This is a genomic window from Acidimicrobiia bacterium, assembly GCA_036396535.1.
Taxonomy (GTDB): domain Bacteria; phylum Actinomycetota; class Acidimicrobiia; order Spongiisociales; family UBA5794; genus DASWKR01.
Genome location: DASWKR010000044.1, coordinates 1 through 25,009, shown reverse-complemented (window position 1 = coordinate 25,009; position 25,009 = coordinate 1). Strand labels below are relative to the sequence as shown.

Sequence of the window (25,009 nt, the reverse complement as noted above, 5' to 3'; positions counted from 1 at the left end):
CTCAATCGTGGGAGTGATCGCTCCCACGGTTAGGCTAGTGGCCGCATCCCGGCCGGGGATCGCCTTGCGAGGACACCCATGCCCAAGCACCTCGTCGCCATCGACCTCGCCGCCCCTGCAGCGGCACGCGAGGTGGCCGCGGTGTGGCGCTCGGGGGATGCCGTCCACGTCGTCGATCGGGCCGCATCCGGCGAGGTGAGGGCCGCCGCACTCGCCGCCGTCCGCCCGACGCGCCTCGTCGACGCCTCAGGCGTCACCGACCTCGAAGGCGACGCCCCCGCAGACGAAGTGTGCGCCGTTGTGCTCACGTCGGGGACGACGGTGGGGCGGGCCGTCGATCTCACCGAGCGCGGTGTGCGCCACATGGCGGGCGCATACACGACCGCCCTCGGGCTCGACGCCGCCGATGGGTGGCTCGCCGTCATGCCTCTGTCCGGCGTGGCGGGCCTCGCCATCGTGGCACGCGGATACGTCACCGAGACGAAGGTCACGGTCCACGACGGTTTCGACGTGGCGGCAGTGGCGCGGGAAGCGGCCGGAGGATCGGTCACGGTCGTCTCGCTGGTGCCCACGATGCTCCATCGCCTGTTCGAAGCAGACGTGCCGCTCGATCGCCTCGGGACGCTCGTCGTCGGCGGGGCGCCGCTCTCGCGGACGCTGCACCGCGCCGCCGCCGGCGCCGGAGCCCGCCTCGTCACGAGCTACGGCATGACGGAGACGTGGGGAGGATTCGCCCTCGACGGGCGGCCACTCGACGGCGCCGAAGTGCGCATCGCCGGAGACGGCGAGGTGCAGGTGAAGGGGCCGATGGTCATGGCGGGCTACCGAGGTGACCCGGCGGCAACGGCTTCGGCCTTCGACGGCGACTGGCTCCGCACGAGGGACTCGGGGACGTGGGACGGCACGAGGCTCGAGATCACCGGTCGCCTCGACGACGTCATCATCTCGGGAGGGATCAAGGTCTCGCCCTCCATGGTCGAGGACGCTCTGGTCGAGCACGGCCTGGTCGCCGACGCGGCAGTGATCGGCGAGGAGGACGAGGAGTGGGGACAACGCATCGTCGCTGAGGTGGTCGCCGCCGACCCGCAGCTCCTCCCGACGCTGCAGGAGCTGCGCGACCACGTCGGCGCCCGCCTCTCGATGACAGCCGCACCACGCGAGGTTCGCTTCGTCGAAGCCATCGAACGCAACAGAGGGGGCAAAGTCGTTCGACGCCGACCTTGACCGCGAGCGCAGCCCGCCGAAGAGGCGCCAGAGTTCACGTCACCGCCTCGGATGGTTCACCCTCGCGTCACCCGCGCCGGATACGTTTCGAGTCCTCCAGCGGGATGAGCTCTTCCCGCAGTCCCCGGGGGCCGCTCACGACCAGCCCGGCCCCCGGGGACCTCCTCGAGCGACCGCCCCCTCGGGGCGGTCGCTCGCCCCTCGGAAGGACGTCGAGATCACCGAGCCACCCGACGGTCTGCGCCCCCCGGCCCAGACTCGTACACTCGTGCCCGGGGAAATCTGTCTGGTCGGCGACCGGGGTGCCACCCATGTGACGTCGAGCACACCACGGCACCCCACCCATGTCCCGCCGAGCAGGACGAACGGAAGGTAGCGACGCCATATGACAAGCGGCACATGACAAGCGGCACATGACAAGCGGCACATGACGAGCGGCACATGACGAGCGGCACATGACAAGCATGGTCACGCTCAAGGACGTCGCCCGCGAAGCGGGCGTCCACATGTCGACCGCCTCGCGAGCCCTCAACCCGGCGACCAGGTCGGCCGTCAACGTCGCCACTGCCGGCAGGGTGATCGAGGTGGCCGAGCGACTCGGCTATCGCCCGCACCCGCTCGCCAGAGGGCTGCGCACGAACCGCACCATGACGATCGGGATGACCATCCCGGACGTCAAGAACCCGTTGTTCCCACCGATCTACGCCGGGGCCGAGGCGACCCTCTCCGCCGTCGGGTACTCGCTGATGATCGTCGACGACGACGGTGATCGCGAGAAGGAGCACTGGCTGCTGACCGCCATGGCCGAGCGACGGGTCGACGGGTTGATCATCGCAAGCGCCCATCTCGACTTCGAAGCGCCCGAGATCCTCCTGGAGAGGCAGATCCCCACCGTGCTAGTGAATCGGCACACACCCGGTCAGGCCTTCCCGTCGATCGTCGGGGACGACAACTCCGGTATCGGGCTCGCCGTGCGCCACCTGGTGGCACTCGGGCACGAGCGCATCGCCCATGTCGCCGGACCGAGCGACCTCTCGACCGGCCTGGCACGCCGCCAGGCATTCGCCGCCTGGGTGGCCGCCGAGGGTCTCGCAGCCGACGAAGCGCTCGTCGTGCAGGCGAACGGTTTCCGAATCGACTCCGGCAGGGCGGCCTGCGAGGAGTTGCTGGGGAGGGACGTGCCGTTCACTGCCATCGTCGCCGCCAACGACCTGATCGCGCTCGGGTGCTACGACGCCCTCGAGGCCTCGGGACGGACCGTCCCCGGCGACGTCTCGGTCACCGGGTACAACGACATGGCCTTCATCGACCGGGTCGATCCCCCGCTCACGTCGATCGCGGTGCCGTACCAGGAGATGGGAGCGGCCGCAGCCGAGGTGCTGCTCGACCTCATCGCCGACGGACGGGGAGACGGCGACCCGCCGCAATCGATCGAGTTGCAGCCGGCCCTCGTGGTGCGCCTGTCGACTGCGCCACCCTCGGCCGCCGCGCCGGGCTGACTCGACCGGGGCTGCGCAGTGGGTCGATCGACTCCTTCTCATGTGACCCATTTCTGGCTACTCTGCGTAGTCACTCCCCTTCGCAGTGTCGGTTGGCGCGCCCAAGGAGCCGCATGAGACATCGCATGATCCTGGCCGTCGCCTTGACGATCGGCGCCATTCTCGTCCCGACACCGGCGTCGGCGGCCACCACCGTCGACTGGTCGGATGCCTTCCCCACTACCGGCAACGTGACGATCCCGAAGGGCACGACGGCGATCCTGGACACCGACCTCGACCTGGCGACGTTGACGATCAACGGGAAGGTCAGGTGCGGTACGAAGTCGGTCGACATCACGGCGCGCTGGATCCTCGTCACCGAGACGGGCGCCTTCGTGTGCGGGACCCACAAGAACCCGTTCACGAAGAAGGTCACGATCACCCTCAAGGGGGACGGCTCGAAGAGCGTCGGCGGCTACGGGGACAAGTTCCTTGCCGTGGCCGGAGGCCGGCTCGACCTGCACGGCAAGGAGAAGGTCTCGTGGGTGAGGCTGACGCACACCGCCGCCCGAGGCGCAACCGAGCTGCGCCTCGAGCCGAACGATTGGAAGGTCGGGGACACGATCGTCGTCGTCTCGACCGACTTCGCCCCGGAGCAGGCCGAAGAGGTCACCATCATCGGCAAGAGCGGGAACCGGGTCACGATCGACGAGCCGCTCGAGTACTTGCACTACTGCGGTGCAGCCGAGACGTACAAGGAGCGGTCGGTGAGCGAGTGCGCTGAAGTCGGGAACCTCGACCGCAACATCACGGTCCGTGGCAACGCCGACTCCGAGAGCTCACTCATCGGCGGGCATGGGCTGTTCCTCCAGGGCAGCGTCATCAGGATCGAGGACGCGGCCTTCAAGCGGATGGGGCAGGCCGGCAGGTTGGGCCGGTACCCACTCCACTTCCACCTGTTCGGCAATGCCAGGGACAGCTATGTGAGGAGAACGGCGACCTCGCACGCCTTCAACCGCTTCATCTCGTTCCACGCCGTCCGCAACCTGCGGTTCCGCGACAACGTCGGCTTCGACACCTTCGGACACGGCTTCTATCTCGAGGACGCCGCAGAGACGGGCAACGAGCTGGTCGGCAACCTCGGCGCCCTCGTCCGCGAGCCTGCGGCCCAGAACCTCCTCACCCCGTCGGACACGGATGCCTCCGTGTACTGGATCTCGAACATGGACAACGTGTTCGAGGACAACGTCGCCGCAGGCGGGGACTTCGCCGGCTTCTGGTGCGGCCTTCCCGAGCACCCGCTGGGCCCGAGCTACGACCCCGACATGTGGCCGCGACAGATTCCACTCGACACCTTCGACGGGAACACCGCCCACTCCAACGGCTTCACCGGGCTCTACCTGGACGGTGGAGAGCAACCGGACCGCACCGTCGAGACGACGTGGTACAACCCGCGCCAGGTGCCCGGCGACAACGACTCGCCGCACGTCCGGCCGGTATTCCGCGACTTCACTTCGTACAAGAACCGCCACTACGGCATGTGGGTCCGAACGTTCTCGGGCGCCAAGTTCGAGAACGCCGTCTATGCCGACAACTGGCGAGGCGTCTACCTCGCCAACATCCGGTCGGGGCCGTCCGGCGACAACGTCGGGCTCCTGAAGGACTCGCTCATCGTCGCCGAGACGAACAACAAGGGCCAGCCCGCATCCTGGGAGCCGACGGGCAAGGGAGGGCGCTCCCTCCCGCTGCCATGGGACGAGCACGCCGAGCTCGGGGGCGTCCCGTTCTACGACGGCCCGATGCGCGTCAACAACGTGGTGTTCGCCAACTTCGAGCCGAGTGGGCTGCGCGACGCAGGAGCCCTCACGAGCCTGTTCCCCGACGAGTTCTGGATCAGCCCCGCCAACGCCGTCCAGAAGGCCAAGTTCGTGAACTCGCGGAAGGTGCTCCTGCCCGACGTCGAGACGTATGTGGACGGCGACGCCTCGACCATGTTCACCGATCTGGATGGCTCGGTGACGGGCAACCCCGGCAGTCGGCTGGTGGTCAAGGGCTCGTTGATGCACACGAGCGGTTGCACGAACCGGCCCGCCTGGAACGCATTCGAGTGCGACCTGAGCCACTTCGGCATCTCGGTGTACCGGCTCGACGGGACGCCGGGGCCGATCCGGGTCACGCGCGCGGACGGCAAACGCCAGTCTTACGACGGATCGGGCGACGCCAACAGCCTCTTCTTCACGATCGTCGGCAACAGGAAGCACGAGGTCGAGTGGCTCACGGGCACCCCGGACAGCTTCAACCTCTACGTCAACGGGGTCTCGCCCGGGACCGGCAGCAAGAAGGCGGCTCGGCTGGCGATCCCGGTCCGCTCCGGGTTCAGCATCCCGTCGTGGTGGGGTGAGGAGGCTGGGAGCCTCGGACAGCTCGACGGCGGCGGATCGAAGTGGTTCTACCAGGCCTCGACCGGGCTGCTCCACCTCCGCCTCGTCGGCGAAGGCAACTGGCTGCCCGTCACGAGCTGAGCGACCTGCCTCTCGACGACTACGACAACCAGAGCTGGAACTCGAGCGTCCCGTTGTCGGCGACGGAGAGGACGATGGGCGCCCTGGGAGCGGTGACGTCGTAGTCGGCGAACACGATGGGCAGCGACCCCGTCACGAGGATGTTGCCCTCGACCAGCTGCGCCTCGATGGGGATCTCGACAGGGTTCGTCACCCCATTCACGGTGAGGTCTCCGACCGCGGTGACGGAGATCCTTGCGCCCGTGGCGGCTGCCTCGCCGAAATCGACGGGTGACGTGAGCGTGAACGTCGCCAGCGGATTGGTCGACGTGTCGAGGGCACGCTGGATGGCGGCCTCACGTCGCGGCTCGTTGCTGACGATGGCGGTGAGGTCGGCCTCGATCGTGGCGGCTTGCAGCGTCGTTCCGGTGATCTCGATCGAACCAGACACCTCGGGCGTGCGGCCGACCGCCTCGGCAGCGCCGATCCCGGCAAGCTCCTCGTCGACGCGGAAGCCGGCGAACGACGCGGTGGCGTCGTCGAAGGCGAAGTCGCCGATCGAGGTGTCGACCGTCCAGCTCCCTTCGACGCCTCCATCGGCGAGCGTCGTCGCCGATCCATCGGCGGGCGTCGTCGTCGACCCATCGGCGACGGTCGTGGTGACGGCCGCGACCGTCCGGTCGAGGTCCACGGGGTCCGGGGCGTCGCCGGAGAAGTACCTGTAGAGCCCGTAGCCGCCGATCACGAGGGCGACGAGCCCGACGACGGCGATGACCTTGAGGCGGGATCTCTTGCGTGGCTGCTCGATCGTCATCGTCTCTCTATTCGGCGGGAGCGTCATTTTGGTTCCATTCTCTCGATACGCCACGCGAGGGGGGCTCCTCTCGAGTGGAGCGTCGGGCGGCAGCCACTCAGCCGACGAAGCCCGCCAGCAGCTCCTTGACGGGCCCATCGAGGCCCGGTGACGTGGCGATGAAGCCGGCCAGCTTCGGCGACGGCTGGTTGAACACGACGGGCTCGTAGTCGAGCCCGAAGACCTCTCCGCCGGACGCCACCACGAGGGCCGCCCCGGCGGCGACGTCCCACTCGTGCTTGGGGACGAGCGTCCACGTCGCATCCGCCAGCCCGGCGCCCACGCATCCGAGCTTGTAGGCGACTGAGCCCATGTTGCGGATCGAGACGGGCGACTTCCAGAACGCCTCCCACTCTCCTCGCTTCACCTCGCTCCTCGATGCGAGCACGAGAGCCCCGAGGATCGATCGCCGCGGCTGCACGGCAACCGGACGCCCGTTGAGGGTGACGCCGTCGTCGACGGAGCCAACGATCCTGTGGCCCGCGGCAAGGTTGAGTATTCCCCCGGCAACCGGCCTCCCATCGACGACCAGGCCGACCGATACGCACCACTCCGGGATCCCCATGACGAACTCCCTGGTGCCGTCCACCGGATCGACGACCCAAACCCTGCGGCACCCGAGCCTGGCGGGATCGTCGGCGGTCTCCTCCGACAGCCACCCTTCGCCGGTGCGCGGCAGCAGCTCGCCAAGGACGGCGTCCACGGCGAGATCGGCGGCGGTGACAGGATCGTCTCCGTGTTTCATGCGAGCAGAGATCTCGCCGGGCGTGAACGGGGCGAGGGCCTCGGCGGCGCCATCGAGCGCCGCCTCGATCCTGGCGATGTCGTCCTCGGCCGTGAGGCGCCCCATCAGTCGCCTGCCGTCAGGTACCCGCGCTCTACGAGGAGGGCGATGATCCGCTCGGCGGCCGTCTCCGGTTCCACCTCGGTCGTGTGGATCACGATGTCGGCATCCTCCGGCTCCTCGTACGGGTCCGAGATTCCGGTGAACTCCTTGATGATGCCGGCACGCGCCTTGGCATACAGTCCCTTGCGGTCGCGCTCCTCGCACACCTCGAGGGGTGTCGCAACGTACACGAGGATGTAACCACCCACCTCCGAGATGACCCTGCGGTTCTCGGCTCGGGTCGATGCGTACGGCGCGATCGGGGCACAGATGGCGATCCCGCCCGCCTTGGTGATCTCGGACGCAACGTAACCGATGCGGAGGATGTTCGTGTCCCTGTCCTCCTTCGAGAAGCCGAGGCCCTTCGAGAGGTTCTTACGAACGATGTCGCCGTCGAGCATCGAGACGGTGCGGCCGCCCCGCTGCAGCAGCTTGACGAGGAGCGCATTGGCGATCGTCGACTTCCCGGAACCGGAGAGACCGGTGAAGAACACGGTGAAACCCTGCTCGCTGAGCGGTGGATGGGTCCTACGCAGCTCGCTGACCACCTCCGGATACGTGAACCACTCCGGGATGTCGCTGCCGTCGGCGAGCTTCTCGCGGAGCTGGGTGCCCGAGATGCTCAGGGTGTCGATGCCGTCGGGAACCTCGTCGATCGGCAGGTAGATGTCCTGGTCGGGGACGTAGACCATCATCTTGAACGGCACCATGGCGACCCCGAGCTCCTCCTCGTGCTCGCGCACGAGGTCTTGGGCGTCGTACGGGCCGTAGAACGGGGTACCGCTCGAGTCGCTGCCGGGCCCGGCGTGATCGCGTCCGACGATGAGATGCGTGACGCCGTGGTTCTTGCGGATGATGGCGTGCCAGACAGCCTCGCGTGGCCCGCCCATCCGCATCGCCAGGTTGAGCAGCGACAGCGCGGCGGTGTGCTCGGGGTAGCGATGGGCGATCGCCTCGTAGACCCTGACGCGGGTGTAGTGGTCGACGTCGCCCGGCTTGGTCATGCCGACGACCGGGTGGATCAGCAGCTTCGCCCCCGTCTCGTCTGCGGCACGCATGGTCAGCTCGACGTGGGCCCTGTGCATCGGGTTCCTCGTCTGGAACGCAACCACCTTGTTCCATCCTTCGGCGACGAATTCCGCTCTCACCTCGGCCGGGGTCTTCCTGAGCTCGTGGAAATCATGGTGGACGGGAAGCTGAAGGCCCTCGACAGTCCCGCCGACATAGAACGGGTGAGTGTTGTTGAGGAGATGATCGATCCCCGGGTGCTCGCCGTTCGTCGAGCCGAACACCTGCGCTGCTTCCTTCTCCCTGTCGGGACGCCATACGTCCTCGACGGTCATGACGGCGAGCATCACGCCCTCGTTGTCCCGCAGCGCCAGCGTCGATCCAGCTTCGAGCGTGGACGCCATCTCCTCGGTCACGTCGAGGGTGATCGGCATCGACCACAAGGTGCCATCCGCCAGGCGCATACCGGCGACCACGGAGTCGTAGTCGGCTTGGTTCAGGAAGCCACGCAAAGGCGAGAACGCCCCGTTCATGAGGAGCTCCAGGTCGCAGACCTGACGCTCGGTGAGGTCCCACGATGGGAAGTCGCGGGAGCCCTCCTTGAGCGCCGCCGCCCTGCTCTCGTCGACGACGAGGTCGACGAGCGTTCCACCGTGGGGCTGGATCAATTCGGGCACGTTGAAGCTCCTTGTGACGAGCGAGGTTCGATTGGATCCGGGAAAGAGATCGAGACGCGCCTGGCCGCACGTCGAGCATTCATGATATCGGCCTCGTCGGGCATTGAACAACCTCGCCGCGTACGTTTGTGGTCATGGGCGGAGGCGGTCTGCGCTGGGGCGCCGAGATGAATCGGCGATGGATCCTCCGTGCCGCCGCGGCCTGGCTGGCCCTCGGGGTCGCCGTCGGTGTCGTGCCGAACGCAGGGGCGAAGCAGGCCCCGACACCCGGCGAGGTCGCCATGGAGGGAGCCGGCTGGGGTCACGGCATCGGAATGTCACAGTACGGGGCGCTCGGCCAGGCACTCGACGGCAGGTCGGCAGAACAGATCCTCGCCTACTACTACACCGGCTCGTCGACCGGGAGGATCGCCGACCGCGTCTCGACCTCGAACTTTCTGCGAGCAGACGACGACCCGCTCTGGATCAGCCTGCTGCGAGGCCAAACCTCCTTCACGTTCTCGGCGACCGGAGGACCGGTGACGGTGTGCCACGCCGGGGAAGGCGGCTGCCAATGGACGGCGTCGCCCGGAGAGACGTGGCAATTCGAGGTCAGGGCCAATGGGACGTGCCGCTTCAAACGAGACGGCCAAGCCGTGTCCGGCCCGGGCCCGTGCAAGGCCTCGATCCGGGGCCTCTCCCCTTCCGGGGGCAAGGTACAGGTCGACGGGGTCGGCACCGGCCGCGACACGTTCGGCCGCGGGGTCGTGAACATCCGGACGCCGAACGGGGGCGAATCGGTGCAGGTGTCGCTCGAGATCGCCGTGGATGCGTACCTGTACGGGCTCGCCGAGGTCCCGCTGTCCTGGCCACGCCAGGCGCTCGAGGCGCAAGTGATGGCCGCCCGGAGCTACGCCGCCAGCAGGGCGCTCGGTCACGGCGCCGAGAGCCAGTTCTCGCAGACCCGCAAGGAACAGTGCTGGTGCCACATGTACTCGACGATCGTCGACCAGAGCTACGTCGGCTGGTCCCACGAGCAGGCGTCTCATTTCGACGACTGGAAGGCGGCGGTCGACGACACCAGCGGATTCGTCGTCACGCATCCACAGGCGGGGGGCAGCGGGATCGTGTCCGCCTTCTACTCGTCGTCGTCCGGAGGCGCCACGGAGAACAACGAGGACATCTGGGGCGGCAACCCGCTCCCGTACCTTCGCAGCAGGCCCGATCCGTGGGCGGTGAGCCCAGCCGTCGGGAACCCGCACTCGTCGTGGACCTACACGTTCTCCGAGGTCGAGCTGGCGGCTGCGCTCGGCCTGGACCGGGTCGACGGGATGGAGATCGTGGAGCGGTTCGCGTCCGGAACGCCGAAACGAATCGACATCCATGGCGCAATGAGCGGATCACGGGTCGTCCTGCAACGCAGCGGTGCCGACATGATGGGTCTCCTCGCCCTGCGCGGCAGGCACATCAACAAGCTGCGGTACGGACATATCGAGGCACTCGTCGGCGACTACGACGGGGACGGCCGCAGCGAAGCTGGGCTGATGCTCGGGTGGAACGCTTCGTGGTGGGTGGGTGGCGGCCAGCCGTTCGAGGCATGGGCGAACCACGAATCCGACACAGGATGGCAGCAACTCCTCACGGGGGACTTCAACGGCGACGGACGGGACGACGTCGCCGCCTACCGATCCGACTCGAAGTGGCGCGTCGGCGTCGCCGAGGCAGGCCGCTTCGCCTTCTCCGTTTGGGGGGCACACGGCGCCGGCAACTGGAGCAAGGGCGTCGTCGGTGACTTCGACGGCGACGGGCGGGACGACATCGCCGACTACCTGGCAGCCGAGACGACCTGGCGGGTCTTCACCTCACGGGGAGATCATTTCGATTCGGCCGTTTGGTACGACTTCGTCGTCCAATCACCGAATTGGAGCGACGTGGTCGTCGGAGACTTCGACGGGAACGGGCGCGACGACATCGTCCACGTCGACGGCAACACCGGGGACCTCATCGCCTTGTTCTCGGACGGGACGTCGTTCACGCCGCGCACGTGGAGCCGGCTGCCGCAGGCCGGTCCGTGGCAACACGTCCTGGTCGGCGACTTCGACGGGAACGGGCGCGACGACGTGGCCGCCTACGCGGCGACGACGGGCCGCTGGTGGGTCGTCGAGGGACGGAAGGGGAAGACCGGGACCGAGCCGGCCACCTGGGTGCGTCTCTCGAACCCCGGGCAGAACGTCAGGCACGCAGTCGTCGCCGACGTGACAGGCGACGGGAGGGACGACATCGTCACGTTCACCGGCGGAAATCGCAAGCTCAAGGTGATGCGGTCGGCGGGCGACCACTTCGTCAAGAGGCACCGGGGCAAGGTGCCCCGGCAGGGGGGCGTGAGCGAGCTGGCCGCCGCTCACGTGAACGGTGACGGGGTCCTCGACGTCGTGGCGTTTTCGAACGGCAAGCGGCGTCTCTGGCAGGCGGTCTCCGCCTCGGGCGAGTTCGACGTCTCGGGGTGGGGCAAGCTGCTGCGCTGAGTGCCTCGCCGGCTGAGGCGACGCCGCCAGCCGAGCGACTCACCATTCCGTCAGTGCCACGATCCCGTTCGTGCCGTCGACGGCGATGGCATAGCGCCCATCGGCCTCCTCGAGCGGCATGCCGAGGGTGTCCTCCAAGTGCACTCCGCACACCGCCGGGATCGCCAAGGCGCGAGCCGACTCGAAGAGGTGTGCGCCCGGTCCCCCACCGAGCGTGACAACCGCGGCGGCGTCCCACAGCAGCTGAGCCCAATTCGGGAGCGGATACCGGGCCACCACGACGTCGCGGGCGACAAACCGCGTCATCCCGCCGGTGTCCCTGAGGAATCGCAGGCGACCGCAGCCGACACCGGGGGCGGCCGCCACCCCGGGGAGCCGTTCGCCGGTCCCGAGGACCACCGCGGCGTTGAAGGGCTCCCATACCCCGAAACCGAACCGCCTCCTGGGCAAGGGGTCCATGTCCCCGGCCAGGATGCGCCGAGCCTCTTCCACTCCGATGTGCCATGCGAGCTCGCTCCGGCTCGCCGCCCCCGCCTCCACGAGTGCCTCTCGGGCCGCCTCGAGGACGCCGAGCAGCTCGGCTGCTCTCCCCTCGTCCGCAGGAGCGAGGCCCCCGATGCGGGCCAGCGCCGCTCCCGGTTCCTGTCCCCTCAGGCCGGACAGCACCGCGGCAGCCTCTCGGCGCGCCTCGAGCGGCGGTCGACCCCAGACGGCGGCGGCCAGCATCTCCGATCTCATCACGATCTCGTCGACGAGCCGCTCGACGGGGACCCCGACGTCGCTCGGCTGCGGCGGGTCTCCGAGGATGGAGACGGCCCACGGGAGCACGAGCTCCTCGCCGATCGGGCCGGGAAACCTCCGAGTCAGCGAGGCGATGCGAGCCGCCGCAGGGAGAGCGAGGTCGGGATGCACCTCGAGCTGGGAGTCGGCCGTGACCGGTGATCGTCCCACCTGGAGCAGGGTGATCCCGTCATCTGTGTCGAGGGCCCATTCGCACGTGGACGCCCCGACGGCGTCTGCGGCCCGTCGCAGCTCGGCAGCGATGCGCCGCAACGTGGACTCGCCTACGAGTTGTGCGGCCGGACCGGCCACGGTGCCGTCGACCGCGACCCTGGCGGTTGCGCCCGGCTCCCACCCCTGCAGGAGAGCTGCGGGCGAACCGGCGACGGCGACGATCGACACGTCCTCACCGTCGAGCCGCGCCGTGCCCCCGAAGGCGGCCAGCAGGAGCGGTTGGATCAACACGGCCATCGGCGTGGAGCCCGGCACGATCCCGGCCACCTCGTATCGCTCCAGGGTGTGCACCGAGAAAGCCGACGCCCAACACCCGCGCACGGCCAGGGGAACGTCATCGGGGCCGACACCGACATATGACGTGAACGCTCCGGCCCATTCCCCGCCGCCTTCGAGCAGCGACGACGATCGGACGACCAGCTCCGGGGCGACGTCGGCGGCGGCCTCCAACCCGCCGAGCAGCTCCGGGTCGAGATCCATCCGCGTCACGACGAGTCGGGCGCCCCCCGACCCGCGCTCTCGCATCGTCTCGGCTCCGAGGGCCATGGCAGGACGCGAGGCCGCGGTGGTGACGACGCGGCCGGGCAGCACGGGCAGGCCCGCCGAGCGGGCGTACGCCAGCCACGCTGCCTTGGCTCCGCTCACGGACGGATCGAGGCTTCGCTCGTCGTCGAGGTCGAGGACGAGCGGGGTCGCCGGCGGAGCTTCGCTCAATCGACGGCGATGATCTCGTGCTGCTTGTAGGTCGAGACCATCTCGAAGCCGGTGGGCGTGACGTACAGCATCTCCTCGAGCCGCACGCCGTGGTCGTGGAGCACGCCGTGCTGGGTCTCGAGGGCGAACGTCATCCCCTCCTGGATCTCCACCGGGTGATCGAGCGACCAGATCCGCGAGATCACCGGGGGGTCGTATTGGGCGAGCCCGAGTCCGTGGCCCCAGTTGTTGGCAGCCGCCTGGTCTTCCTCCTCGTAACCCCACGCCTCCTGGGCGGACGGCCACTTGAGGGCGACGTCGCGCGTCGTGACGCCCGGCTTGACCATCGCGATCGAGTCCCACAGCCACTTGTGAGCCTCGTCGTACGTCTTCTGGTGAGCGTCGGTCGGCTTGCCACCGACGCAGTAGGTCCGGTAGACGCACGACTTGAAGCCGTTCCAGGTGAGCGCCGCCAAGTCGATGATCACCAGCTCGCCTGGACGGATCATGCGATCGGAGAAGTTGCGCCAGTTCGGCCAGGCGTTCGGCCCGGACGACACGATCACGTCCTCCACGTCCTCCATGCCCGCTATCGAGTACAACTTCTCGAATCCGAACGCCGCCACCTCGTTCTCGGTGAGGCCCGGCTTGATGAAGTTCGTGATCTCGTAGTGGACGTAGTCACAGATCGCTCCGACGATCGAGAACGCCTTGATCTCGTCGGGGCTCTTGATCGCACGGGCCTCCATCATCGGGCTCATGCCGTCCGTCCACTTGATGCCGCGCTTCTCGAACTCGCGCAAGAGGTTGATGTCGATGAAGTCGACGCCGAGCGGCAAGTCGGAGACTCCTGCGTCCTCGAGGTCGTTGGCGAGGGCGTCGACGAACTTGTTGACCTGCTGCTCGGCGGCGGGGCCGACCGCACCCTTGATCCAGACGTACGAGTGGCGGATGTTCTCCTTCGGGATCCACGGGTTGTGCACCTCGAGGTGGAAACCGATGTCACCCTGCTCGTACACGATCGGCGGCTTGCCCTTGGGGAGCACGACGTAACGGAGCCCCGGCTTGAGTCGGTTCCACCCGGGGGTGAGCGTCGACGAGACATACCGCATGTTCTCGTCGTAGAAGAGCAGGAGGGCGCCGAGGCCTGCCCGCTCCATGGCGGCGTGGGCCCGCTTCAGGCGCCAATCGCGGACGTTCGCCCAATTGATGCCTTCCTTCCAGTCGGTGCTGAGCCCGAAGAACGCTTCCCTCATCCCTTGCCTTTCTGATGGTCGTCGGACGACCGTCGCCCGCGCGGCTCCTCGATCGAATCTAGAGGCGCCCGGGGAGCACGTCGTTGACGATCGCCACGAACTCTTCGTCGTCGAGCAGCCCCTTCTTGGCGAGCGACCGCCCCTTGACCTCCGCCAGGATGGCCTCTATCTCCTTCGTGTCGGCGTCGTGCACCCCGTGGCGCCCCAGCCAGATGGCGACCGAGTCGAGGCCCGAGCCCTTGCCGAGGACGATCTCGGGTGGTGGCTGGCCGACGAGCTCCGGCCGGAACGGGAACGGCTCGAGCAGCTCGTCGCCGACGTTCTTGACCCACGTGGCGATGATCCCCGACTCGACGTTGTACAGGCGGTCGCCGGTGATCGGCCGGTTGGACGGTTGGCGCACGCCGGAGAGCTCGGCGACGAGGCGGGCGATCTCGGTGAACTTCGTGGTGTCGATGCCGGTGTCGATGCCGTACATCGTGAGCAACGCCAGCACCGTCTCCTCGGTCGGAGCGTTGCCTGCCCGCTCCCCGAGGCCGCTCACCGTCGTGTGGATGACGGAGGCTCCTTCGGCGACGGCCAGGATCGAGTTGGCGACTCCCATCCCGAAGTCCATGTGGAAGTGCGTCTCGAGCGGCACCGCGAGGCGCTCCCTGACGCGCCGCGTGTAGTACCCGATCGCGTGCGGGGAGGTGACCCCGAACGTGTCGACCAATGCGACGTTGTCGACATGGCCGTTCGTGGCGACCGCCTCGAGGTCGTCGAGCAGCTCGACCATCGACGCCCTCGTGGCGTCGATCGGGAAGAAGGTCACCTTGAGGCCGTTCTCGTGGGCGTACTTCGTCGACTCGACGGACGCCTCGATCGCCTTCTCGATCGGCCAGTTGTACGCCTTCTCGATGAGGTGGTGGCTGGCCGGCACCTCCATGACGACGCCCGTCACCCCACAGTCGAGCGCCAGCTCGACGTCGGCGACCATGCAGCGGGAGAAGGCGTAGATCTCCGTCGGCAGGTCGAGCGCAACCATCCGCTCGATCGCCTCCTTGTCGGCCGGTGATACGGCGGGGAGGCCCGCTTCGATGCGGTGGATCCCGGCGGCGGCGAGCGCCTCGGCGATGCGGACTTTCTCGTCTGCCGAGAACTCGACGCCCGCCTGCTGCTCACCGTCGCGCAGCGTGACGTCGTGGATCGTCACCTCGTCCGGGATCTGGAAACCGGCCGTCACCTCTGGGAGGTAGTTCCACGGACTCGAGAACCAGCGGTCGGTCTTCCAGGGCTCCTCGGACATGTGCGCTCTCCTCTCGAGGTCGGCCCCATCGAGGCTCAATATGCATCGTATATTATCCGCACGCTCGAGGGGATGCGCCCGCCAAACCCGTTCCGGCGTCCCCCAATCGCATCACCGCGACACAGGGACGCAAGAACGAGAAGGCTCACCGCACCATCCGTTCCGGCGTCCCCGCATCGCATCAACGCGACACAGGGACGCAAGAACGAGAAAGGCTCACCCGAGCCTGGAGCCCAGGGCGCGCAGCGGGATGCCGAGGTGGCGCTTGATGACCGCCACCGCCTCATCGGCGTCCCGCCTGCGGAGCGCCTCGACGAGCTCGGCGTGGTCCCGGATGGCGTCGTCCCTCAGCTCGGGAGCCGACCGCAACGAAGCTCCGATGTACATGACCGCAGAGTCCTCGAGGCCGCGGATGATGGCGGCGAGGCGAGGTGTGGCCGCCGACTCGTAGATGAGCATGTGGAACGCTCGGTTCTGGTCGACCCATTGGGCGGACCTCGGCTCGTTCGCCATCTGCTCGTGCAGCACCTCGAGCGCATCGATGATCTCGTCCGTCAGGTTCGGGACGGCCTGGCGGAGGGCGTGGGGCTCGAGGAGCTGGCGGAGGTCGTAGATCTCCTCGAGGTCGTCTCCGCTCATCTCGCTCACCACCGCCCCGCGGTGCGGGTCGAAGCGCACCAGACCCTCGGCTGCCAGGTCGCGTAGCGCCTCACGCACTGGGGTCGTGCTGACATCGAGGGTCGCAGCGAGCTCGGCCTGGACGAGGCGAGTGCCGCTCTCGAGCTCCCCGTTGAGGATCGCTCGACGAACGGCATCTCGCGAGTACTCGTGGGCGGTCTGGCGCGCCGATCCGCCTGCCGCCGCCGCAGCCCGCAGTGTGCTCTCCAGCGAGGACGCCTCGGTGGTCATCAGCCGTGCTGCGGGAATCCGAGGTCGACGCCCCGGTGCATCGGATCGGGCCAGCGGCTGATGACGACCTTCGGCTTCGTATAGAAGGCGATCCCCTCCGGACCGTAGATGGAGTGGTCGCCGAAGATGGACTCCTTCCACCCACCGAAGCTGTAGAACGCCAGCGGCACGGGGATCGGGAGGTTGATGCCGACCATGCCGACCTGGATCTCGTTCTGGAACTTGCGAGCCGCCCCGCCATCGTTCGTGAACACCGCAGTTCCGTTGCCCCATGGGTTGTCGTTGATGAGCTCGATGGCGTCTTGGTAGCGGTCGGTGCGCACCACCGAGAGGACGGGCCCGAAGATCTCGTCTTGGTAGATCGTCATGTCCCTCGTCACGTTGTCGAACAGTGTGGGACCGAGGAAGAACCCGTCCTCGTAACCCTTCACCGAGAAGTCGCGCCCGTCGGTCACCAACGTGGCGCCTGCGTCGACCCCGGAGTCGATGTACCCGGCGACCTTGTCCCGGTGCTCCCTCGTGATGAGCGGGCCCATCTCGGCGCCGGCCTCGAGACCGGGGCCGACCTTGAGCTTGGCGATCCTGTCCTCGATGAGCGGGATGAGCCTGTCGGCGGCGCCGCCGACGGCGACGATCACCGAGATGGCCATGCACCGCTCCCCAGCCGACCCGTACCCCGCCGAGACCGCAGAGTCGGCGGCCAGCTCCATGTCCGCATCCGGGAGCACGATCATGTGGTTCTTGGCCCCGGCGAGCGCCTGGACCCTCTTCCCGTTCCCCGACCCGGTCGTGTAGACGTAGCGAGCGATCGGCGTCGAGCCGACGAACGACACCGCTTTGATGTCGCGGTGCTCGAGGATGCGATCGACCGCAACCTTGTCACCATGAACGACGTTGAGCACACCGTCGGGAAGCCCCGCCTCTGCGAAGAGCTCGGCGCTCAGCATCGAAGGGGACGGGTCCTTCTCCGACGGCTTGAGCACGAAGGTGTTGCCGCAGGCGATCGCCATCGGGTACATCCACATGGGAACCATCGCCGGGAAGTTGAACGGCGTGATCCCCGCTACCACCCCGAGCGGCTGACGAATGGTGTAGGTGTCGACGCTGCGGGAGACCTGCTCCGAGTAGTCACCCTTGAGGAGGTGTGGGATCGCCGTCGCGAACTCGATCACCTCGAGCCCTCTGTTGACCTCGCCCCTGGCATCGTCGAACGTCTTGCCGTGCTCGGTGGTGATCAGCTTGGCGATGTCGTCGAGGTGCGACTCGACCAAGTCGCGAAAGCGAAACATCACCTTCTGGCGCGCCGTGACCGGGGTGTCCCGCCACCCGGGAAAGGCGTCGGAGGCCGCTTGGACGGCGATATCGACCTCGGCCACCGAGGCGAATGCGACCTGTGAGGCGATCTCCCCCGTGGCGGGGTCGTAGACGTCGCCCGTCCTCTCCGGGTCGGCCTGATGCTCCTTGCCGTTGATCCAGTGGCGAATCAGGTTCATGGTCGCTCCTTCCTGGGCACTCGCGACTCCAATCATCGCGCAAGCTGAGGCGCTCCAGTCCGGTAGCCGGTCACTTGGCGTGCCGCCGCACGACTTCGGGTGTCAGCGCCGAGACCGTCGGCGCACCCACGAGGGCCATCGTCCTCCGGACCCCTTCCTCGAGCATGCGCAGGACGTGATCGACCCCCCGCTCCCCTGCGGCGCCCAACCCGTAGAGGTAGGCGCGCCCCGCCATGCACGCGTTTGCGCCGAGCGCGACCGCCTTGACGATGTCCGAGCCCCGCCTCACCCCGCCGTCACAGATGATCTCGATTCGCCCGCCCACGGCGTCGGCGACCTCCGAGACGAGCTCGACGGCCGCCGGGGCCGAGTCGAGCTGGCGGCCGCCGTGGTTGGAGATGGCGATGGCGGCCACGCCGCTGTCGGCAGCGATCCTGGCGTCGTCGACGGTCTGGATGCCCTTGAGCACGATGGGCCCTTCCCAGGCCGAGCGGAGCCACGAGACATCGTCCCACGACAACGACGGGTCGAACTGATCGTTGATGTAGTCGGCGAGCGAGATCGGATCGGAGCCGTCGCCGACGCCGCGTCCAACCACGTTGGCGAAGGCGATCGGCTCGGCCCGGATGAAGGCCAGTGTCCATCCGGGATGCCGTGCTCCGTCGACGAGGGTGCCGAGCCCGATCTTCGGAGGCAGCGTGAATCCCCTCCTGACATCGCGCTCCCGGCGCCCGAGGACCGCCGTGTCCACCGTGAGGATGAGGGCCTCGTAACCGGCGGTCTTGGCGCGGTCGACCATCTCCTTCACGAGCCCTCGGTCACGCCATGCATACACCTGGAACCACTTGCGACCGCCGTTGACCGCCGCCACGTCCTCGATGGAGCGCGTCGCCAGGGTCGACAGCGAGTACGGGACCCCTGCCCGTTCGGCGGCGCGAGCAACGGCGAGCTCACCGGCCGGGTCGGCGATCCGGGTGAAGCCGGTCGGGGCCAGGACGAGCGGAAAGGCGAGCTCCTTGCCGAGGAGCGTGGTCGAAGCGTCGACATTTCCGACGTCGCGCAGCACGCGCGGCCTGAACTCGATCTCGGCGTAGGCGCTCGAGTTGCGTCGCAACGCCGACTCGTCCTCGGCGCCCCCATCTATGTAGTCGAACACGCCTCCCGGGAGTCGCCGCTTGGCGATCCTGCGCATGTCGGCGACGCTGGCGGCCTTGGCGAGACGACGCGTCACCGGATCGAGCTCTATCGGGCGCAGGCGCACCACCGATCGCAAGGTGTCCAGCATGCGGCCCTCCTGACGCTGTGTCGCCGCCAAACTACATCCGGGGGCCAACCGTCGTGCCCCGTCGAGCCGCACCGGTCGGGTGTACCCTCGGCGAGGTCGCGGCCGGGAACGGCTTTGGGTGGCACGCATGACGGTCCAGGAGGAACATGAGGCTCGCACGAGAGATCGCGGTCGTCACCGGCGCTTCGTCCGGGATCGGGCGGGCCAGTGCCCTGGCACTGGCGGCTGAGGGGGCGACGGTCGTCGCGGCCGCAAGGCGACAAGACCGGCTGGCCGGGCTCGTCGGCGAGATCGAAGGCGCAGGCGGCCGAGCGCTCGCCGTGGCTGCCGACGTCACCTCGCCGGGCGACGTCACCCGGCTCCGGGAGGAGGCCGTTGGCGCCTTCGGCAGGGTCGACATCCTCCTCAACAACGTCGGGGTCGGGAAGTACGGACCGCTCGAGTCGATAAGCGTCGAGGACTACGACTGGATGATGAACACCAACATGCGATCCAGCTTCCTCTGCACGAGGGCGTTCCTTCCCGACATGATCGGGCGTCGCCACGGACAGGTGTGCTTCATCGCTTCGGTCGCCGGCTTGAAGGGCCTCCCGAACGAGTCCGTCTACTGCGCCTCGAAGTTCGCTCAGGTCGGCTTCGCCCAGGCACTCGACTACGAGACGAGGGACAGAGGAGTCAAGGTGAGTGTTGTGGCGCCCGGGGGCGTGCATACCGAGTTCGCCATCGGTACGGGTCGCGAAGAAGGCGACCCGATGCTCGAAGGAATGCTCGATCCGCGAGACGTGGCGCAGGCCGTGGTCTTCGCCTTCACCCAGCCGGACAATGCGCGGACGTTCCTCATCGGGATGCGCCCGATGTCAGAGCCGCTCTGAGAGGAGCCGGGAAGGCCGGCGGCCGAACGCTCGGCACGCCCCGCGAGCTCGACGTCAGCCGAGCCGGCCGATCCAGTCTCCCGATGGCTCCAAACCCCGGAGCACACGCGGCCGGCGACTCATCCCGCAGGCTCCCCAGGGCTCAATACAATCGCCCACCCGACGCGTCGACCGACCATGCTCGGTGGCGAACCCGGGTCGGCGAGGTCGGACGGATTGGAGGTCATGGTGGCGACGTACCTGAAGCAAGGGTCACCGCCCGGTTCACAGATCACGGACGAGGTACGCCAGACGGTCAGCCGCATCATCGCCGACGTCGCCTCCGAGGGCCTCGCCGCGGTGCGCAGGTACTCCGAGATGTTCGACAAGTGGAGCCCGCCGAGCTTCAGGGTGGACGATGCGACGATCGCCCGGGCCCGAGATGAGATGCAAGACGACGTGGCGCACAGCGCGCGCTTCCTCATCGATCAGGTCACGAACTTCGCCCGGCTGCAGCGGGAGACGCTCGTCGACTTCGAGACGGAGACCCTCCCCGGCGTGTTCCTCGGCCAGAAGTGGATCCCGGTGTCGAGGGTGGGCGCATACTCCCCCGGCGGGGGCTACCCGCTGATCGCCTCGGCGGTGATGACGGTCGCTACCGCCAAGGTGGCGGGTGTCCGAGAAGTGCTGGCGGCTGCACCTCCCAAGGACGAGGGCGGGATGCACGGACCGCAGCTGTGGGCGATGGTCGAGTCGGGCGCCGACGAGATCTTCTGCGTCGGCGGTGTCCAGGCTCTGGCCGGGTTGGCGTTCGGTCTCGAGGGATCCGACCCGGTGGACATGCTGGTCGGACCGGGCAACGCCTACGTCGCAGAAGCGAAACGTCAGCTCTTCGGCAGCGTCGGGATCGACCTGCTCGCCGGTCCCACCGAGATCATGATCATCGCAGACGACACGGCGGACCCGGGGGTCCTGGCCTGCGACCTGCTCGGACAGGCTGAGCACGGCCCGACTTCGCCCGCCATCCTCGCATGCACGTCCGATGAGGTGGCCAAGGCCACGATCCGCGAGGTCGATCGCTGGCTGGAGACGTGGCCGACCGCCGATGTGGCAGGACAGGCGTGGCGGGACTACGGCACGGTGATCGTCTGCGAGGACGAATCCGAGCTGGTGAGGGTCGCCAACGAGATCGCTCCCGAGCACCTCGAGGTGCAAACGGCGCGCCCCGAGGAGATCGCACGGCTGCTCCACAACTACGGGAGCCTGTTCGTCGGAACCGAGGCGACCGTTGCGTACTCCGACAAGGCGATCGGGACCAACCACACGTTGCCGACCGTCGGGGCCGCCAGGTACACCGGTGGGCTGTGGGTCGGGAAGTTCCTCAAGACGGTCACCACCCAGCGGTGCACGCCGGAAGGCTCGTTCCACGTCGCAGAGCACGCCGCCGTCGTCGCCGATGCAGAGCTGATGTACGGCCACGCCATCAGCGCCCGGCTGAGGCGCAACCCCGAGTACTTCGCCGACGCCACGGAGTGGTCGGAGTGACGGTCACCATCGTCACCGGCGCCGGCCAGGGCATCGGCAGGGAGCTGGCCCTCGCCTTCGCGGCCCGCGGAGACCACGTCGTGCTGGCAGCCCGCAACGTGGGCAACCTGGAGGCGACCGCCAAGGGGATCGTGTCGGCGGGCGGAGCGGCGTCTGTTCATCCGACGGACGTCACCGATCCCGCCGGCGTCGTGGCTCTCGTCGACCGGGCGTACGACGACCTCGGCGGCGTCGACCACCTCGTCTGCAACAGCGGCGTCGGCGGCCCATCGGGTCCGCTCTGGGAGCAGGAGCCCGCCGGATGGGAGGAGACGTTCGCAGTGAACGTCACCGGGGTGTTCCTGTGCTGCCGGGCGCTCCTCGGGCGGATGGTGGCGGCGGGCGACAGAGGTTCGATCGTCATCCTCGGCTCGATGACGGGCAAGCGGCCCCTGTACGGCCGATCGCCGTACGTGGCGTCGAAGAGCGCTCTCATCGGCCTCACTCGCTCCATCGCGCTCGAGGCCGGCCCCCATGGGGTCAGGGCGAACCTGATCTCGCCGGGCCCCGTCGCCGGACCGAGGATCGACTGGGTGATCAAGATGCAGGCCGAGGAACGCGGCATCTCCGAGGCCGAGGCGCACGCCGAGTTCGAACGAGACTCGCCGCTCGGCAGGCTGACGGCCGCCTCCGACGTCGCCGCCGCGGCGCTCTTCCTCACGAGCGACGCAGCCGCGGCAGTCACCGGAATCGACCTCAATGTCAGCGCCGGGATCGTGATGTACTGACGTCCTGCCGTTCCGGCGTCCCTCCATCGCACCAAGGCGACGCAGGGACGCAAGAACGAGAGAGCCTCACCGCACCATCCGTTCCGGCGTCCCCTCATCGCACCAAGGCGACGCAGGGACGCAAGAACGGTTGATCGGCGGGGGTCAGCGCCGCGCCGCTGCCAGGTAGTCGGATGTTCCCGCAGCAACCAAGCCGTCGACGCCGGTCGTGAAGTAGCGGGCGCCGCGGGCGTGCCACCTGTGCACCCAGTCGGGTGTGGCGGCGTAGATCCCGAAGGCCTTGTCCGAAGGGCCGACGGCCTCGGCGACGCGTTCGATCGCCTCCGTCATCGCAGGGTGATCCTTCTCCCCGGGGATCCCGAGCGAGTGCGACAGGTCCGTCGGTCCGACGAAGAGCACGTCGATCCCATCCACCTCGACGAACTCGTCGACGGCGTCGACGGCCGTCTGGGTCTCGATGTGCACGACGACGAGCGTCTCCTCGTTGGCCGCCGCCGTGCTCGTAGCGTTCGCCTTCCAGTCGATCGAGCGGTTGCCGGCGAGCCCGCGGGTGCCTCGAGGGCCGTACTTCGCCCAGCGGACGGCCCTCTCGGCTTCCTCAGCGGAGTTGACCCATGGGATGTGGACCCCGTGCGCACCGGAGTCGAGCGCCCGCAGGATGGCGGACGACTCGTTCGTGTTGACCCTGGCGATCGGCGTGGCCCCCCTCAGCTCGATCGCCCTGGCGAGGTTCCCGAAGTCCTCCGAGTCGAGGGTGCCGTGCTCACCGTCCATCACGACGAAGTCCCATCCCTGAAAGGCGACGAACTCGGCGAGGCTCGGATCGCGGAACCGATCGAACACCCCCAGCACCGCCTCGCCCGCTCTCAGCTTGGCTTTCGTCGCATTCTGGATCATCCGTCCTCGCTCTCGCCGCCTGTCAGGGAAACGTGATCTTGGCAGAGCGGGCTGGAGGCGTCGACGGCATTCGACCGTCGCTCCGATCAGGAGACGCAGAACTCGTTTCCCTCCGGATCGGCGAGGGTGACCCAGGTGTGCGGCCCCTGCCGACCATCCCAGAGGTGGGTCGCACCGAGCGCCATGAACCGCTCGATCTCGCTCTCCCGGCCTTCACCTATGTGAATGTCGAGATGCCAGCGGTTCTTCACGGACTTCGGCTCGGGCACCTGCTGGAAGAGGAGCCTCGGGTGCTTGCCTTCCGGGTCCCTGCAGGCAGCCGCGGTCTTCCATTGCACATGGCCGTTGTGCTCGATGACGTCGTCCTCGGTGGCTTGGCCTGCGGCGATGAGCCCCCGGATGAAGTCGTCGTCGAACTCGACCTCGTACCCCATGACCGCCGCCCAGAAGTCGGCGAGAGCGTGCGGGTCGTGGCAGTCGACTGCCACCTGAACACTCGAGATCACGGTCCCTCCTTGCTGGTCGGTTCGTCGTTTCTCAGATGCAAGTCGAGCAAGAGCATCACCTCGCGGGCACCGAACACCCCAGCGCGAGATGTGCGAGCCGCCAGGCGATCTTGGTCACCGAAGGCGGCTGCGGCTCGCTCATGTAGCCGGGAAGCCTGCGGCGCGCTCGGCGAGCACGAAGGCTCCGTACGTTCCTGCGAGACCATCCAGCGCCGTGGCGACGACGAAGTCGTCCCGGGCGTGCTCCGGCAAACCGGGATAACCACCAAGGATCTCGACGAGGCGGGATCGGATCGCCGGCAGCAGGCCGGGCATCTCGGCGACGCCGCCACCTATGACGATCCGCTGCGGCGCCAGCGTGTAGACGATGGTGCGCAGGCCGTCGGCCACGTACCAGGCGATCAGGGCTACCGCCTCGTCCCCGTCCGACCCTGCAAGGTCCTCTCCCGGTTGGCCGAAACGGGCTTCCAGCGTCGGCCCGCTCGCCATGCCCTCCAGGCAGTCCCGATGGAAGGGGCACGCCCCCTGGTACTCGTCGCCCGGTCTGCGGCACACGATCACGTGCCCCATCTCGGGGTGCACGAGCCCGTGGGCGACGTTGCCGCCGACAACGGCGCCGACCCCGATCCCGGTACCGATCGTCATGTACACGAATGTGTCGAGGCCCTGGGCGGCGCCCCACCTGCCCTCGCCGAGGGCGGCGCCGTTGACGTCGGTGTCGAAGCCGACCGGGACGCCGAGCGCCCGTTCCACCGGTCCTGCCAGATCGGTGTCCTCCCATCCCGCTTTCGTGGTGGTGGTGATGTGCCCGTACTGCGGGTGGGATGGCCGCAGCTCGACGGGACCGAACGAAGAGATCCCGATGCCGTCGAGCTCGCCGCCGTCACGAACCTCGGCTGCGAAGAAGTCGATGACGGCCTCGATCGTCTCGGTGGGCTGGAGCGTCGGGAAGCGCTCGCCGGCGGCCACGTCGTCCGGGCCGCTGCCGATGGCGCACACGAACTTCGTCCCGCCGGCTTCGATCGCTCCGTACCGCCTCGTCACGCCCGGGACGTTAACGAACACCGGTCGTCGAGATCGTGGCTCGCCACGGCATCACCCCGCCGACCAGCCCCCGCCCCCACCGCGACCTTCGACGGTGGACCTCGCCCGTGGCGCCCTGAGAGCGGTTACCGGCAGTAGACCTCGGGATTGGCGCATGCCTCGAGTCGGCGGCCCTCGAGCCCTGCCACGAGGTTGCGGGCCGCAAGCTCCGCCATCGCCATCCTCGTCGCCGCCGAGGAGCTGCCGAGGTGCGGGATGACCACGCAATTGGGGAGAGCGACGAGGGGATGATCGCTCGGGATCGGTTCCGGATCCGTCACGTCGAGGCCC

The 25,009-nt window shown here is 68.2% G+C and carries 20 protein-coding genes; 7 read left to right on the top strand and 13 right to left on the bottom strand.

The genetic code is table 11. From position 1 onward, the window contains the following. The first annotated feature begins 78 nt into the window (after positions 1 to 78). The 3 genes from VGC47_07545 (at position 79) to VGC47_07535 (ending at position 5,224) form a co-directional block, all read left to right on the top strand. On the top strand, positions 79 to 1,224 hold the full coding sequence (locus VGC47_07545) for a fatty acid--CoA ligase family protein (protein HEX9855151.1): 1,146 nt from the start codon (positions 79 to 81) through the stop codon (positions 1,222 to 1,224). 455 nt (positions 1,225 to 1,679) lie between these two features. After that, positions 1,680 to 2,723: a LacI family DNA-binding transcriptional regulator gene (locus tag VGC47_07540; GenBank protein HEX9855150.1), complete on the top strand. Its 1,044-nt coding sequence runs from the start codon at positions 1,680 to 1,682 to the stop codon at positions 2,721 to 2,723. Between the two features lie 113 nt (positions 2,724 to 2,836). Then, a complete protein-coding gene (locus VGC47_07535; protein HEX9855149.1) occupies positions 2,837 to 5,224 on the top strand; it encodes a G8 domain-containing protein in 2,388 nt (795 codons plus the stop codon). Positions 5,225 to 5,243: 19 nt separating this feature from the next. On the opposite strand, the gene VGC47_07530 is transcribed toward VGC47_07535, so the two are convergent. The 3 genes from VGC47_07530 to VGC47_07520 form a co-directional block, all read right to left on the bottom strand. Then, positions 5,244 to 6,017, bottom strand: coding sequence for a YceI family protein (locus VGC47_07530; GenBank protein HEX9855148.1), 774 nt, complete (start codon positions 6,015 to 6,017; stop codon positions 5,244 to 5,246). A gap of 97 nt (positions 6,018 to 6,114) precedes the next feature. Further along, a complete protein-coding gene (locus VGC47_07525; protein HEX9855147.1) occupies positions 6,115 to 6,906 on the bottom strand; it encodes a 3'(2'),5'-bisphosphate nucleotidase CysQ in 792 nt (263 codons plus the stop codon). Next, the gene (locus VGC47_07520) at positions 6,906 to 8,627 is read right to left on the bottom strand and encodes a bifunctional sulfate adenylyltransferase/adenylylsulfate kinase (protein HEX9855146.1); all 1,722 of its coding nucleotides are present in this window, start codon (positions 8,625 to 8,627) and stop codon (positions 6,906 to 6,908) included. Before VGC47_07520 ends, VGC47_07525 begins: the two co-directional genes overlap by 1 nt. Before the next feature lie 134 nt (positions 8,628 to 8,761). On the opposite strand from VGC47_07520, the gene VGC47_07515 reads away from it, so the two are divergent. Next, entirely contained in the window at positions 8,762 to 11,131 is a 2,370-nt protein-coding gene (locus VGC47_07515; protein ID HEX9855145.1) for an FG-GAP-like repeat-containing protein, read from the top strand. Positions 11,132 to 11,170: 39 nt separating this feature from the next. Here the strand turns inward: VGC47_07515 and VGC47_07510 are convergent, their stop codons facing one another. The 6 genes from VGC47_07510 to VGC47_07485 all read right to left on the bottom strand — a co-directional run bounded on the left by VGC47_07510 (position 11,171) and on the right by VGC47_07485 (position 19,069). Then, positions 11,171 to 12,859: a PEP-utilizing enzyme gene (locus tag VGC47_07510; protein HEX9855144.1), complete on the bottom strand. Its 1,689-nt coding sequence runs from the start codon at positions 12,857 to 12,859 to the stop codon at positions 11,171 to 11,173. Further along, positions 12,856 to 14,094 (bottom strand): Xaa-Pro peptidase family protein, encoded by a 1,239-nt coding sequence (locus VGC47_07505; protein HEX9855143.1) that lies wholly within the window; start codon positions 14,092 to 14,094, stop codon positions 12,856 to 12,858. Before VGC47_07505 ends, VGC47_07510 begins: the two co-directional genes overlap by 4 nt. Positions 14,095 to 14,152: 58 nt before the next feature. Next, positions 14,153 to 15,382: a pyruvate carboxyltransferase gene (locus VGC47_07500; GenBank protein ID HEX9855142.1), complete on the bottom strand. Its 1,230-nt coding sequence runs from the start codon at positions 15,380 to 15,382 to the stop codon at positions 14,153 to 14,155. A gap of 216 nt (positions 15,383 to 15,598) precedes the next feature. Continuing rightward, positions 15,599 to 16,291, bottom strand: coding sequence for a GntR family transcriptional regulator (locus tag VGC47_07495; GenBank protein ID HEX9855141.1), 693 nt, complete (start codon positions 16,289 to 16,291; stop codon positions 15,599 to 15,601). After that, complete coding sequence (locus tag VGC47_07490) at positions 16,291 to 17,784, bottom strand: CoA-acylating methylmalonate-semialdehyde dehydrogenase (protein HEX9855140.1); 1,494 nt, start codon at positions 17,782 to 17,784, stop codon at positions 16,291 to 16,293. Before VGC47_07490 ends, VGC47_07495 begins: the two co-directional genes overlap by 1 nt. 70 nt (positions 17,785 to 17,854) lie before the next feature. Beyond that, complete coding sequence (locus VGC47_07485; GenBank protein HEX9855139.1) at positions 17,855 to 19,069, bottom strand: alpha-hydroxy acid oxidase; 1,215 nt, start codon at positions 19,067 to 19,069, stop codon at positions 17,855 to 17,857. Positions 19,070 to 19,215: 146 nt separating this feature from the next. On the opposite strand from VGC47_07485, the gene VGC47_07480 reads away from it, so the two are divergent. From VGC47_07480 to VGC47_07470, 3 genes are all read left to right on the top strand, one after another. After that, on the top strand, positions 19,216 to 19,941 hold the full coding sequence (locus VGC47_07480) for an SDR family oxidoreductase (GenBank protein ID HEX9855138.1): 726 nt from the start codon (positions 19,216 to 19,218) through the stop codon (positions 19,939 to 19,941). Between the two features lie 228 nt (positions 19,942 to 20,169). Then, positions 20,170 to 21,465: a histidinol dehydrogenase gene (gene hisD, locus VGC47_07475; GenBank protein HEX9855137.1), complete on the top strand. Its 1,296-nt coding sequence runs from the start codon at positions 20,170 to 20,172 to the stop codon at positions 21,463 to 21,465. Beyond that, positions 21,462 to 22,232 carry an SDR family oxidoreductase gene (locus tag VGC47_07470; protein HEX9855136.1) on the top strand — a complete coding sequence of 257 codons (771 nt, stop codon included), beginning with the start codon at positions 21,462 to 21,464 and terminating at the stop codon, positions 22,230 to 22,232. Before hisD ends, VGC47_07470 begins: the two co-directional genes overlap by 4 nt. Before the next feature lie 144 nt (positions 22,233 to 22,376). Here the strand turns inward: VGC47_07470 and VGC47_07465 are convergent, their stop codons facing one another. The 4 genes from VGC47_07465 to VGC47_07450 all read right to left on the bottom strand — a co-directional run. Further along, complete coding sequence (locus tag VGC47_07465; GenBank protein ID HEX9855135.1) at positions 22,377 to 23,129, bottom strand: aldolase/citrate lyase family protein; 753 nt, start codon at positions 23,127 to 23,129, stop codon at positions 22,377 to 22,379. Positions 23,130 to 23,215: 86 nt separating this feature from the next. Further along, entirely contained in the window at positions 23,216 to 23,635 is a 420-nt protein-coding gene (locus VGC47_07460) for a VOC family protein (GenBank protein ID HEX9855134.1), read from the bottom strand. Positions 23,636 to 23,773: 138 nt separating this feature from the next. Then, complete coding sequence (locus VGC47_07455) at positions 23,774 to 24,679, bottom strand: ROK family protein (GenBank protein ID HEX9855133.1); 906 nt, start codon at positions 24,677 to 24,679, stop codon at positions 23,774 to 23,776. A gap of 125 nt (positions 24,680 to 24,804) precedes the next feature. Next, on the bottom strand, positions 24,805 to 25,009 hold a 205-nt coding region (locus tag VGC47_07450), incomplete at its 5' end, for an NAD(P)-dependent oxidoreductase (protein ID HEX9855132.1).

Excerpts from the sequence above, each read along its gene's own strand:
- VGC47_07545 (HEX9855151.1), top strand. The coding sequence starts at position 79 with ATGCCCAAGCACCTCGTCGCCATCGACCTCGCCGCCCCTGCAGCGGCA.
- VGC47_07530 (HEX9855148.1), bottom strand. The coding sequence starts at position 6,017 with ATGACGATCGAGCAGCCACGCAAGAGATCCCGCCTCAAGGTCATCGCC.
- VGC47_07465 (HEX9855135.1), bottom strand. The coding sequence starts at position 23,129 with ATGATCCAGAATGCGACGAAAGCCAAGCTGAGAGCGGGCGAGGCGGTG.
- VGC47_07535 (HEX9855149.1), top strand. The coding sequence starts at position 2,837 with ATGAGACATCGCATGATCCTGGCCGTCGCCTTGACGATCGGCGCCATT.
- VGC47_07490 (HEX9855140.1), bottom strand. The coding sequence starts at position 17,784 with ATGAACCTGATTCGCCACTGGATCAACGGCAAGGAGCATCAGGCCGAC.
- VGC47_07515 (HEX9855145.1), top strand. The coding sequence starts at position 8,762 with ATGGGCGGAGGCGGTCTGCGCTGGGGCGCCGAGATGAATCGGCGATGG.
- VGC47_07500 (HEX9855142.1), bottom strand. The coding sequence starts at position 15,382 with ATGTCCGAGGAGCCCTGGAAGACCGACCGCTGGTTCTCGAGTCCGTGG.
- VGC47_07525 (HEX9855147.1), bottom strand. The coding sequence starts at position 6,906 with ATGGGGCGCCTCACGGCCGAGGACGACATCGCCAGGATCGAGGCGGCG.
- VGC47_07485 (HEX9855139.1), bottom strand. The coding sequence starts at position 19,069 with ATGCTGGACACCTTGCGATCGGTGGTGCGCCTGCGCCCGATAGAGCTC.
- VGC47_07505 (HEX9855143.1), bottom strand. The coding sequence starts at position 14,094 with ATGAGGGAAGCGTTCTTCGGGCTCAGCACCGACTGGAAGGAAGGCATC.
- VGC47_07495 (HEX9855141.1), bottom strand. The coding sequence starts at position 16,291 with ATGACCACCGAGGCGTCCTCGCTGGAGAGCACACTGCGGGCTGCGGCG.
- VGC47_07480 (HEX9855138.1), top strand. The coding sequence starts at position 19,216 with ATGAGGCTCGCACGAGAGATCGCGGTCGTCACCGGCGCTTCGTCCGGG.
- VGC47_07540 (HEX9855150.1), top strand. The coding sequence starts at position 1,680 with ATGACAAGCATGGTCACGCTCAAGGACGTCGCCCGCGAAGCGGGCGTC.